General features: G+C 64.7%; 11 protein-coding genes. 3 read left to right on the top strand and 8 right to left on the bottom strand.

The genetic code is table 11. The annotated features are described in order from the left end of the window. Together Q0D45_RS11400 and nuoN are read left to right on the top strand one after the other, a co-directional pair. Positions 1-584, top strand: a 584-nt coding sequence (locus Q0D45_RS11400; RefSeq protein WP_293392803.1) for a proton-conducting transporter membrane subunit, incomplete at its 5' end; no start/stop codon positions are given. Then, positions 581-2,032: an NADH-quinone oxidoreductase subunit NuoN gene (gene nuoN / locus Q0D45_RS11395; protein WP_293392801.1), complete on the top strand. Its 1,452-nt coding sequence runs from the start codon at positions 581-583 to the stop codon at positions 2,030-2,032. The genes Q0D45_RS11400 and nuoN, both read left to right, overlap by 4 nt. A gap of 117 nt (positions 2,033-2,149) precedes the next feature. On the opposite strand, the gene Q0D45_RS11390 is transcribed toward nuoN, so the two are convergent. After that, a complete protein-coding gene (locus tag Q0D45_RS11390) occupies positions 2,150-2,632 on the bottom strand; it encodes a hypothetical protein (RefSeq protein ID WP_293392798.1) in 483 nt (160 codons plus the stop codon). A gap of 282 nt (positions 2,633-2,914) precedes the next feature. Between Q0D45_RS11390 and Q0D45_RS11385 the strand changes: the two genes are divergently transcribed. After that, entirely contained in the window at positions 2,915-3,433 is a 519-nt protein-coding gene (locus tag Q0D45_RS11385; protein WP_293392795.1) for a hypothetical protein, read from the top strand. 76 nt (positions 3,434-3,509) lie between these two features. Here the strand turns inward: Q0D45_RS11385 and Q0D45_RS11380 are convergent, their stop codons facing one another. The 7 genes from Q0D45_RS11380 to Q0D45_RS11350 form a co-directional block, all read right to left on the bottom strand. Next, the gene (locus tag Q0D45_RS11380; protein WP_293392792.1) at positions 3,510-4,259 is read right to left on the bottom strand and encodes an amino acid ABC transporter ATP-binding protein; all 750 of its coding nucleotides are present in this window, start codon (positions 4,257-4,259) and stop codon (positions 3,510-3,512) included. An 18-nt stretch (positions 4,260-4,277) separates the two neighbouring features. Continuing rightward, complete coding sequence (locus Q0D45_RS11375) at positions 4,278-5,228, bottom strand: amino acid ABC transporter permease (RefSeq protein WP_293392790.1); 951 nt, start codon at positions 5,226-5,228, stop codon at positions 4,278-4,280. A gap of 100 nt (positions 5,229-5,328) precedes the next feature. Continuing rightward, complete coding sequence (locus Q0D45_RS11370) at positions 5,329-6,633, bottom strand: ATP-binding protein (protein WP_293392787.1); 1,305 nt, start codon at positions 6,631-6,633, stop codon at positions 5,329-5,331. Between the two features lie 13 nt (positions 6,634-6,646). Next, positions 6,647-6,877, bottom strand: coding sequence for a DUF2970 domain-containing protein (locus tag Q0D45_RS11365; RefSeq protein WP_293392784.1), 231 nt, complete (start codon positions 6,875-6,877; stop codon positions 6,647-6,649). A 5-nt stretch (positions 6,878-6,882) separates the two neighbouring features. Next, positions 6,883-7,374, bottom strand: coding sequence for a DUF2505 domain-containing protein (locus tag Q0D45_RS11360; protein WP_293392781.1), 492 nt, complete (start codon positions 7,372-7,374; stop codon positions 6,883-6,885). 48 nt (positions 7,375-7,422) lie between these two features. Beyond that, positions 7,423-8,838: an AarF/ABC1/UbiB kinase family protein gene (locus Q0D45_RS11355; RefSeq protein WP_293392779.1), complete on the bottom strand. Its 1,416-nt coding sequence runs from the start codon at positions 8,836-8,838 to the stop codon at positions 7,423-7,425. A gap of 75 nt (positions 8,839-8,913) precedes the next feature. After that, positions 8,914-11,388: DUF1329 domain-containing protein (locus Q0D45_RS11350; protein ID WP_293392777.1), on the bottom strand; the 2,475-nt coding region annotated here is incomplete at its 5' end.

Genomic DNA, 11,388 nt, shown 5'->3' with positions numbered 1-11,388 from the left:
TATCGCACATGGGCTTCATCCTGGTCGGCATCTACTCAGGCACCGAGCAGGCGCTGCAGGGGGTGGTGATCCAGATGCTGGCGCACGGTATTTCCGCCGGCGCACTGTTCATCCTCTGCGGCGAAATCTACGAGCGCCTGCACACCCGCGACCTGCGCGAGATGGGCGGCCTGTGGTCACGGCTGCCGTTCCTGCCGCCGATCGCGATGTTCTTCTCGGCGGCGGCACTGGGCCTGCCCGGCATGGGCAATTTCGTCGGCGAATTCCTGATCCTGGTCGGCAGCTTCCCGGTCAACCCGGTGATCACCATCGTCTCGGCTTCGGGCCTGATCCTGGCGGCGGTGTACTCGCTGATGATGATGCAGCGCGCCTTCTTCGGGCCGCCGAAGAGCGAAGAGAAACTGCGCGATCTCAATGGCCGCGAACTGACCACCATGCTGAGCCTGATGGCGCTGATCCTGTTCATGGGTCTCTACCCGCAACCGATCCTCGACGTGACCAAGGCGACGATGGCCGGCGTCCAGGCGATCTACGCCACCGGCCTGCCGGTATCGGCCACCGCCATGATCGGGGTGCAGCCATGAACCGCCAACAACTGCTGGCCCTGCTGCCGATCCTGTTCTCCAGCGCCACCGTGGTCTGGGTGATGACGGCGATCGCGATCAAGCGCCATCACTGGTGGAACGCGACGTTCTCGGTCATCGGCCTCAATCTGGCGCTGATCGGCTGCGTGGTCGCCTACTTCGTGTCGCCGCAGATCGTCACGCCGCTGCTGATCGTCGACAGCTATTCCTGCCTGTACATGGCGATGGTGCTGGCCACCGGCCTGGCCACCGCGACCTTGTCGCACGCCTACATGGAAGGCTATGACGGCAACAAGGAAGAGGTTTACCTGCTGCTGAACCTGTCGGTGCTCGGCGGCCTGGTGCTGGTCTGCGCGCGGCACTTCGCTTCGTTCTTCATCGGTCTGGAACTGCTCAGCGTGCCGCTGTACGGCCTGATCGGCTATCTGGTCAAGGAGCGCCGTTCGCTCGAAGCGAGCATGAAGTATCTGGTGCTGTCGGCCGCCGCTTCGGCGTTCATCCTGTTCGGCATGGCGCTGATCTACTCGCAGACCGGTGCGCTGGCGTTCAGCGACATCGGCACCCGCGTCGCCGCGATCAGCGGCAGCGGCAGCGGCTACACGGTGATGGTGGTCGGTGGCGCGATGATCCTGGTCGGCATCGGCTTCAAGCTGTCGCTGGCGCCGTTCCATCTGTGGACGCCGGACGTCTACGAGGGCGCACCGGCGCCGGTCGCCGCCTATCTGGCCACCGCCTCGAAGGTCGCCGTGTTCGCGGTGCTGCTGCGCTTCTTCATCGAAGCCAAGGCCTACAACTACGAACTGCTGCTCGACGTGCTGACGGCGCTGGCGATCGTCTCGATCGTGCTCGGCAATCTGCTGGCGCTGCTGCAGGACAACCTCAAGCGCCTGCTTGCGTACTCGTCGATCGCCCACTTCGGCTATCTGCTGGTCGCGTTCATCGCCGCCGGCCAGTTCGCGACCGAAGCGGTCGGCGTCTATCTGCTGACCTACGTCGTCACCACCCTGGCGGCGTTCGGCGTGGTCACCCTGATGTCGAGCCCGTACAAGAACCACGACGCCGACACGCTCTGGGACTACCGCGGCCTGTTCTGGCGCCGGCCCTATCTGTCGACGATCCTGACCATCGCCCTGCTGTCGCTGGCCGGCATCCCGATGACGGCTGGCTTCATCGGCAAGTTCTATGCGATCACCGCCGGTGTCGAGAAGCGCCAATGGCTGCTGCTCGGTGCGGTGGTCTTCGGCAGCGCCGTTGGCCTCTACTACTACCTGCGCGCGATGGTGCAGCTGTATCTGCGCGCACCTTGGGTACGTCGCTACTCGGCACCGCTGGCCTGGGCCCAGGGCACCGGTGGCGCGATGGTCGTCGCGCTGGCCGTGCTGATGCTGGTGCTCGGCATCTATCCGCAGCCGTTCATTGCCGCGATTCAGGCGGCCGGCTTGCACTGATGGCTTGATTGCCGGCGACGGCCGTCAGCAAAAAAGCGGCGAACATCTCCTCGATGTTCGCCGCTTTTTTTGATGCCGCGCTCCAGATGCCGGAGCGCGGCCGACCTGCTCCAGCGCTCAGCGGAACTTCAGTGCTGCAAGGCCAGGCAGGCCCGGAGTCGCAGCAGCGGCCCCGTTGCCAACCAGCGCGACGGACACCGTGCCCGCGCCCTTGACGATGATCGCCGCAATCGGCTGCGTCAGCGCAGCGCCGGGTGCCGCCAGCGGCTTGGCAAACTTGTCGATCAGGATGTAGGTCGGCAGCAGGGCGTCGTAGGTCTTGTTGAACGACTTCTCGGCCGTCAGACCGAGCATTTCCAGCGGGGTACCGGAGGTTGCCAGCACGGCGAAACCGCTGAAGCCATTCCTGCCGGCGACGAAGCCTTCCGTGGTGTTGCCGGCAAAGAAGAACGGCGTGGAGCCGGCCAGGCCGCCCGGATACCGGGCACTGCCGGACAGCAAGGTGGCCACGGCACCCGGGAAATTGGGCGCCGCGAAAGTCTGTGCCGAATAGCTTGCCGCAACCGCGAACAACGTCAGCGTGAACATGGAACGTTTCATGGCTCTCTCCGTATCTGAAACCTGTTTTTAGTGGTTGCGGCCGCGGCCGTCAGTGATCCGGAACCAGGATGAACGAAATTTTCACGCCGATGCCAGCAACCGAGGTTACGCCAATCCCCGATGCCCCCACACTTTCTTCCGGGGCTCGGCCTTCAAAGCGTTAGTGAATCCCCTTCAGCCGTTTTTCCTAAGAGATAATCGTGCGTCTGTTCGGTAGCGCACCCCCGCTCGCTACCGTGATCGCATCAAACGGAAGCAGCATTCAACAAGGAGACACTAATAATGAAACGTTCCCTCTTGGCTTTGGCCCTGCTCGCAGCGGCTGGTTCAGCCTCGGCACAGGCCGTTGGCAACCTCAGCAATCTGCGCGTGCCGCAGGCACTCGATACCCTGCTGACTGGCAGCAACCGCTTCCAGGGCGGCCTGCTCGGCGGCTTGCCGGCCTTGGCTGCCGGCAACACCACCAACAGCTTTCTGGCTTTCCGCAACGGCGTCAGCGGCTTCGCCGTGACCCTGACCGAAAACTCCAGGCTGGAGAAGATCGGTACCGGCACCGAGACCTTGTTCGTCAAGGGTTATGACGCGCTGGAACCGCTGTATCAGAAGATCGACAATCTGACCGTTCCGCTGCTCGAACCGTTGAATCCGAAGATTCAACCGCTGGTGATCGAAGTCGTCGCCCTGGTCGATGGCACCTTCTTCGCCTTGACCGGCTTGCCGACCAGTTCGTACAACGTTGGCGTGCCGGCCACCCGCAGTGCCAGTTCGCTGCCAGGTCTCGACGGTCTGCGCTTCCGCTAAGGCTGCTGCAATGACTGTTGCCTGATGGCCGCCTCAGGCGAATCGCTCGCTGATTCGCCTGAGGCGCTATCCAGGCTCACAGAATCTGGCGCAGGAAAGTCTTCAGGCGCTCGTGTTTCGGCGCATCGAAGAACGCGCTCGGTGGATCCTCGCAAAGGATCTCGCCGGCATCCATGAAGATCACCCGATCAGCCACCGCGCGGGCAAAGCCCATCTCGTGGGTGACCACGCACATGGTCATGCCTTCGGTCGCCAGCTGCTTCATCACTTCCAGCACTTCGCCGACCATTTCCGGATCAAGCGCGCTGGTCGGTTCATCGAACAGCATCACCGCCGGCTGCATCGCCAGCGCGCGGGCGATCGCCACCCGCTGCTGCTGGCCACCGGACAGCTGGGACGGATAGCAATCGCATTTGTCGGACAGGCCAACCTTCACCAGCAGCGCCCTCGCCCGTTCCTCGGCCGCCGCTGCCGACAGCTTGAGCACCTTGACCGGCGCCAGGCTGAGGTTTTCCAGCACGGTCAGATGCGGAAACAGATTGAACTGCTGGAACACCATGCCGACCCGCTGCCGCAAGCTGCGCAGATCGGCGCTGCGCTGATGCAGCACGTGGCCATCGACGACGATCTCGCCGCCGGTGATCGATTCCAGGCCGTTGAAGGTTCGAAGCAACGTCGACTTGCCCGAACCGCTGGGCCCGACGATCACCACCACCTCGCCGGCTTGCACCGACAGCGACGCGCGCTTCAGCCCGAGCACGCCATTCGGATAACGCTTCTCGATGCTGCGGGCTTCGATCAGCACGGTGTCGGTCGTCGCGTTCATCCGAGTCTCATCCGAGTTTCATCCTTGGGCCGCGAAACGCTTTTCGAGCCGGCGCACGGCGATCGATAGCACGCCGGTCAGCAGCAGGTACATCAGCGCCACGACGAACCAGACCTCGAACGGGCTGAAGGTCGAGCTGACCACTTCGCGGCCGGCCTTGGTCAGATCGGTCAGCGCCATCACCGAGACCAGTGAGGAATCCTTGATCAGATTGATCGACTGCCCGGCCAGCGGCGGCAGCACGCGCCGCGTTGCCTGCGGCAGGATCACGTGGCGCATGGTCTGGAAGCCGGACAGACCCAGGCTTTGCGCCGCTTCGACCTGGCCTTTCGGCACTGCTTCGATGCCGGCGCGAACGATCTCGGCCACGTAGGCGCCGGTGAATACCGACAGCGCCACCACGCCAGCCGCGAAGGCCGACAACTGCAACACGGTGCCGATGAAGAAATAGACGATGAAGATCTGCACCAGCAGCGGCGTGCCGCGAATCACTTCGACATAGAACGCGGCGAGATCGCGCGCTGCCGGATTCTTCGACACCCGGCCGAGGCCGACGACCAGTCCCAGCATCAGCGCGAAGACCAGCGAGAGTGCAGAGATCTTCAAGGTCAGCCACAGACCGATCAGCAGCGGCCCGGGGCCCAGCTGGTCCTTCTTGGCGAGCACATCACCCTCGAAGACCAGATCGCCATTGCTGACCAGCACGCGGCTGAAGTCGGTGAAGCTCGTGGTCTCGGAGCCGCGCAGCGCGGTCATCGACAGCTGCTTGCCGTCTTCGGACACTGCGACGAAACCATCGAACGGCGCTTTCTGGTCCTCGCCTTCGGTCGAAATCAGGTACTGCGGAATGCGCTCCCAGCGCCAGGTGTAGTCGATGCGTTTGCTGGCGATGTACAGCGACGCGCCGAACACGGCGAGCAGCGCAACAGCCAGTCCGTGCCACAACCAGCGGGAAGTCGAATTCGGCATTGCGGGAGGAAGGCACATCCCGTGCCGAAGCCGGGATCGGGGAAGAAAGGGTCGTCCGGACGATACCGGTTTTGGGCTGGGCTGTTAAGAAAACGCAGGACTAGTCCGGCAGGCTCAGCGTCACCCGCAAGCCACTGCCTTCGCGATTGCCGAGAGTGATCCGCCCGCCGTGCGCTTCGGCGATCTCGCGCGCCAGCGCCAGGCCCAGACCGGTGCCGCTGCGCTTGGTCGAATAGAACGGCAGCAAGGCATTGGCCAGCACCTGCTCGCTCATGCCCGGGCCGGCGTCGCGAACCTCGATGCGCCAATCTGCGCCGACCTTCTGCACCGACAGGCTGACCGCCTCGGCCGGGCTGCCGGACTCATGGGCGTTGCGCAGCAGATTGATCAGCACCTGCTCGAGCTGGGCGCGATCGAAGCGGCCCTGGCCATCCGGCACCGGACCATCGATCACGAACGGGCCGTGCTCCCGCAGGCTGTCGAGGAAGTCCTGCCAGCCCACCTTCTCCAGCCGCGGCGTCGGCAGCTTGGCGAAAGTGGCGTAGCCGTCGATGAAGCCGTGCAGATGCCTGGCGCGTTCGCCGATCGAGCCGAACACGCTGCCAACCCGCGCCAGATCGCCACGCCGCGCCAGCTCGGCGCCGGAATGGGCGAGCGAGGAGATCGGCGCCAGCGAATTGTTCAGCTCGTGGCTGATCACCCGGATCAGCTTCTTCCAGGTCGCCACTTCCTGGCGCGACAGCTCGCGGGTCATGCGCCGGAACAGCAGCAGGCGATGCGGCTGGCTGGTCAGCCGGAAGGCCCGGCCGGAGACGTGATACATCTCCTCGGCACCGTCGATCTCGACGCCGAACAGCGCGTCCTCGCCCTCGGCGACGGCGGTTCGCAGCGCTTCCGGGCAGCTTCCCAGGGTCGCCGTGAAGTCCTGGCCGTTCATCGCACGGCCCTCGTTGAACAGATGCCGCGCAGCGAGATTCGCGTAGGCGACCCGGTTGCCGGCATCGGTCAGCACCAGCGCCACCGGTGTGTTCTGCACCACGGTGTCGAGCAGCAACTCGCGCTGCACCAGGCCCTGGCGCTGCTCGCGCAAGGTGCTGCCGAGCTGGTTGTGGGCCGCGGTCAGATCGCCGAGCTCGTCGCGGCGGTCGGTGGCCAGCGAGATGCTGAAATCGCCGTCGCGATAGCTGTCGACCAGACCGGTCAGACCGCGCAGCAGCAGCGCCACCGGTTCGATCAGCCAGCGCGCCAGGCCGAGCACGAACGGCAGCGCGATCAACAGCGCTGCAGCGGCCGCGATCCAGGGATCATCGAGATCGCGACCGAGCACCACGCCAAAGCCAACGCCAGCCACCACGGCAAGCCCGAGCACCGCCGCGAGCTTGCCCTGCAGGGAATGGCGGCGCATGCGGTGCCGGAGATCAGACGCCAGCGTTCTTCAGCAGCAGCTGGACGATGCCCCACAGGCTCAGCACCAGGATCAGCGTCACCACGATCGCCACGGCGATGAACACGATCGGCTTGCCGGCCGAGAAATCGCGCACCCGGTTCTTCTCGCTCTGCACACCGAAGAACGAAGCGAGGACGCTGAAAATCGTATCGAGCAGACTCGGTGCTTTGGCAGCGGGCGGCTTGTTATCGGGCTCGGGCATCGCGATCAATAGTCCGCCAGCAGCTTGTTGGACAGCACGGCGTCCTCGGCGGACTTGGTCTTGATGTCCTCGGCGATGAACTTCTCCAGCTTGCCGCCGAGCAGCGGAATGCCGCAGCTGACGTTCCAGTTGAAGGCATTGGTCGCGTTCGGCGTGCCGGACACTTTCATGTCGGCACTGATCTTGATCGGCACGCCCTTGATCTCGATTTCCAGACGGCCGACGCCGCTGGCCAGATCCCAGGTGTCCTGCTGGATCACCGTGTTGTATTCGGCGAGGAACTTGCGCGCGAAGTCCGGCAGCGAGCTGGTGTCGGACTTCTGCTGCGAGCGATGCTTGATCCGGAACTTGTTGCCGGCGGTCTCGCATTCGAGGATCTCGAAATCCTTGACGCCGGCGAGCGTCGCGTACTTCTTGCCGAAGTACTCGCGGTCCGAATACATCTTCAGCACCGATGCGGCCGGCTTGTTCAGGCGATGGTTGTCTTCGAATTTCATGGGCGTCTCGACTCGTAAGGAATAGTGATGGGTCAGCAGCTGCGGCACTCAGACCGCTTCGTCAGCGATGCCCAGCGCCTTGAACAGCGGCGCCCGGGTTTTCAGCTCGGCATCGAGCGTCGCCAGCATGATGAACACGCCGGCCAGACGACGATGCAGGAAGGCGATCTCGCGCGGCGGCACCCGGAAGTAGCGCGACAGCGCATTGCGCGCCGCGATGTTGGCCACCCGCATCGGCAGCCGGCTCAGGCCCCAGCGATAGTCGCCATTCGCGGTCAGCAGTTCCGGCGGCGTGGTCGGATCGTCCGGCGCATTGAACGGCTCGGTGATCAGCTCGCACATCTCGGCGAAGGCGTTCTGCACCTCGTCGGGAAAGCTCGCCTGCATCATGCCGATGTCGACGGCACCCTTCAGCGTGCGCACGCGATCGTGCAGCGAAGCACCGGCCACGACATCGGCATAGGCATCGATGAAGCCGCGCTCGAACTCGCGGGTGGCGCCGAAATCGAGCAGCACGATGCGGTCATCGGCACCACTTTTGTCGTCGCCGAGTCGGAAGCGGTAGTTGCCGAAGTTCGGATCGCTCTGCACCAGCCCCCAGCCGAAGAATTCCTTCAGGAAGACATCGAAGAACGCGCCGCCGAGACGATTGCGTCGCAGCTGCGACAGCTTCTTGACCTGCTCGTCGCGTACCGAAACGCCGCTTTCATAGGTTGTGGTCAGCACCGAATCGGACGAGTAATCGCGCAGCACCTGCGGCACCACGAAGCGCGGATCGTCGGCCAGGCGGCGGCCGAATTCCTCGGTGAACGCGGCTTCGGCGCGGTAGTCGACCTCGCGCTTGAGCATCTCGCGCACTTCGGAGAAGGTCGGCTCCAGATCGATCTCCTTGGGCGCCAGACGGCTCATCGCCAGGATGCGCGACAAGGTGCGGATGTCGCTGTCGATCGAATCGGCAACGCCCGGATACTGGATCTTGACTACCAGTTCCAGGCCATCGGACTTGCGCCGCGCGCGATGCGCCTGGCCGAGGCTGGCGGCGGCGATCGGTTCTTCGTTGATGTCGAGTTCCGCCAGGCGCTTGCTGCCCAGGCGTTTCTCCAGCGCCGGGCCCACCACCTTCCAGTCCACCGGCGGCGTGTCGTCCTGCAGGCTCGCCAGCACGTTGGTGGCTTCCTCGGGCAGGAAGTACTGGCCGAACAGCGACATCATCTGGCCGGCCTTCATGACGCTGCCCTTGAGCTTGCCGAGCTCATCGGCAAGCACCTGCGCCTGCTTGCGATAGAACTCGCGATTGGCGTCGCTCTTCTCGATCTCGCCGCGGAAGATGTTCATCAGCGAATGGGCGACGATCTTCGAGCCGGCGCCGAAGCCGAGCTTGGTCAACGCGATATTGCGCGCGAACGGGCTGGTCTTCAGCGACGACAGGCTGGCTTTCGGCTTGGCGGGCGGATCGGCATCCATGGATCAAGCAGGCAGTTCAGTTTGGACAAGTGTTCATTCTAGCCTCCGGGCTCAATCGTCCCGGGCGATGGCGTCTCAGCGGCTGTACTTGTTCTTGACCGCGGCCGGCAGGAAGTCCTGATCGTCCATCTTGAGGCCGTACTGGATCGGCGGCGATTCCGAGAACAGGCGCTCGGCGAAGTAGCTGCCGGCCTTCAGGTCGTAAGTCAGGCTCGGCACCGCGAACGAAGCCTGCACGTCATACAGCGGCAGCAGATGGCCTTCCTGGAAGCGCCACAGACGGCCGGCGGGATCGTAGTTCTCGACCAGCACGACATTCCAGCTGTCCTCGTCGACATAGAACAGGCGGCGGCCGAAGCTGTGATTGTTGCCCGGCCGCAGGGTCGCCTCGACCACCCAGACCCGATGCAGTTCGTAGCGAGTGCCAGCCTGGTTGAAATGACCCTTGGTCAGCAGCTGCGCGTTCGTGTAGCGGCCGTCACTCAAGCGATAGGCGTTGTACGGAATCAGCAGCTCGCGCTTGCCGGTGAGCTTCCAGACATAGCGATCGAACAGGCCGTTGTACATGTCGACCATGTCGATGTACTGGATCGCGGCGGTCTCCGGAAACGGCTGGTCGTAACCGATCGGCGGCACCCGGAACATCTTGCCGACGTTGACCAGCAGCACCCAGATGCCACGCGCGGTCTTCAGCGAGTTGGCGGTCTCATGGAACAGCGCGACGAACTCCGGCGAGCCGCCCGGCTTGGCCACACTCAAGGTGCCGTAAGCCAGCATGTTGTCTCGCGTCACATCGCCCGGCTGGCTGATGTTGCCGTAGCGGAACAGCACCCGGAACATCACGTTGCCGAGATTGCGGATCGCGCCATCGGCCGCGACCACGGCCTGCTTGTAGCTGAGCTGCACGGCATCGCCGCGATAACGTACGCGGTGATTCCACAGCACTTCGACGCCGGTCTTCGGCTGCGGGAACGGAAAGCCGAGCTTCGCCCCTTCGAGAGAATCCGCCGCCGGAGCGCTGGCCCGGCCGTTGTTGGCCTTGGTCGCGTCATAGATCGCCTGCGGAAAAGCCACCGTGCGGCGCGTCTCGTAGACCGGCATCGTGTAGTCCGGATACTTCGTGAACAGCGCGCGATGGCCGTCCGACAACTGGCCGACGTACTGGACGAAGTTCGAGGCGGTGATCGTGTACCTGGGCTTGTCGTTCGGGAACGGATCGATGAGCTTGCCGCCCGGCTTGAACGAAGCCGGCCACTGCGAACGCGTCAGCCCGCCAGTCCACGGCGGAATGGTGCCGGCGGCATTGCTGCCCTGCTCGGCGCCGACCGGCGTCAAGCCGGCACTGCCCGATGCGGCGACTGGTGAAGCGGCATCCGGCGTTGCCGGCGCGCCGACAGGAGCTTCCGCATCAGCGACATTGACTGGCCCGCCGAGCAAGCCGGTCGCCAGTTCCGGCGTGCCGTCATCGCGGCGTGACCGGCGCGTGGCCAATGCGGTGATCGCCTGTTCGCGGGCGCGGCCGGAGTCCAGGTACTTGACCCATTGCTCGGCGAGCTTGCGGCTGGCCGGATACTGCGCGGCATCGCGGAAGGCTTTGGCGGCGGCATCGACCTCGGCCTGCTGGTACAGCGCGATGCCCAGGGTCATGTAGGCGGGGCCGGACTTGGCACCGGTCGCGATCGCCTGCTGGAGTGCTGCAATCGCCTTCGGATATTCCTCGCGATCGAGATGCAACTGGCCGAGCTGCAAATACAACTCGGACGACGGTGCAGCCTTCAGCGCATCGTTGAGCGCGGCGATCGACAAGGCCGACTCGCGCGATGCGATCCACAGCCCGGCCAGGGTGCGCAGATTGCTCGCCGAGCGCGGCAGCTGCTGGCCATCGAGCCAGCCCTTCATCAGCGAGCCGGCGGCATAGGGCGCGCCAATCTGCGCAGTCAGGCCGATCAGCTGCAGGCGCTGCTCCTCGTTGACGATGTAGCCGAGGCGGCTCGCCACTTCCATAGCCACCTGCGCCCGCGCGCTGTTGCCGGCCTTCAGATACAGCGCACTGAGCCGGAACCAGTCGTCCTTGGCGCTCGGCTGATCGCGCAGCACGGTTTCCAGCACCTTGGCGGCTTCTCCTTCATCGCCGGCGCCGACATAAGCCGCATACAACGCGCGCCGCCAGGAGATGTCGGCGTTCGGTCTGGCGGCCACGCCCTTGGCCAGCGCGCCGGCTGCGTCCTTGTAACGCTTCTGCTGCAGGTAGGCGGCGCCGAGTGCGACCAGCTGCTCCGGCGGCAGCGGCTTGCCGGCCTTGTACAGCGGCTCGATGTTCTTCAGCACGCTGGCCGGATCGCCGCTGCCGACTCGCAGGCGGCCGAGCGCGGCTTTCATCTCGTCGGCCGCCGGCCCGGCCAGCGCACCGGTGGCGATCGCTTCATCGAGATACTTCGCGGCCCGCTCGTACTCCTTGCGGCCGGCGGCCTGCCCGGCCAGCTCGCGCAGCAGCAGCGCTTTCGCGTAGGGATCGTTGGTCGACTTCAGCTGGGCGTCGAGATCCTGCGG

This window comes from Nevskia sp., assembly GCF_023266035.1.
Lineage (GTDB): Bacteria > Pseudomonadota > Gammaproteobacteria > Nevskiales > Nevskiaceae > Nevskia.
The sequence above is the reverse complement of the archived record's forward strand: the minus strand, read 5'-3'. Positions and strand labels throughout refer to the sequence as shown.

Bases quoted from the DNA above. Each gene is read 5' to 3' on its own strand.
- nuoN (WP_293392801.1), top strand. From the start codon at position 581: ATGAACCGCCAACAACTGCTGGCCCTGCTGCCGATCCTGTTCTCCAGC.
- Q0D45_RS11390 (WP_293392798.1), bottom strand. From the start codon at position 2,632: ATGAAACGTTCCATGTTCACGCTGACGTTGTTCGCGGTTGCGGCAAGC.
- Q0D45_RS11385 (WP_293392795.1), top strand. From the start codon at position 2,915: ATGAAACGTTCCCTCTTGGCTTTGGCCCTGCTCGCAGCGGCTGGTTCA.
- Q0D45_RS11380 (WP_293392792.1), bottom strand. From the start codon at position 4,259: ATGAACGCGACGACCGACACCGTGCTGATCGAAGCCCGCAGCATCGAG.
- Q0D45_RS11375 (WP_293392790.1), bottom strand. From the start codon at position 5,228: ATGCCGAATTCGACTTCCCGCTGGTTGTGGCACGGACTGGCTGTTGCG.
- Q0D45_RS11370 (WP_293392787.1), bottom strand. From the start codon at position 6,633: ATGCGCCGCCATTCCCTGCAGGGCAAGCTCGCGGCGGTGCTCGGGCTT.
- Q0D45_RS11365 (WP_293392784.1), bottom strand. From the start codon at position 6,877: ATGCCCGAGCCCGATAACAAGCCGCCCGCTGCCAAAGCACCGAGTCTG.
- Q0D45_RS11360 (WP_293392781.1), bottom strand. From the start codon at position 7,374: ATGAAATTCGAAGACAACCATCGCCTGAACAAGCCGGCCGCATCGGTG.
- Q0D45_RS11355 (WP_293392779.1), bottom strand. From the start codon at position 8,838: ATGGATGCCGATCCGCCCGCCAAGCCGAAAGCCAGCCTGTCGTCGCTG.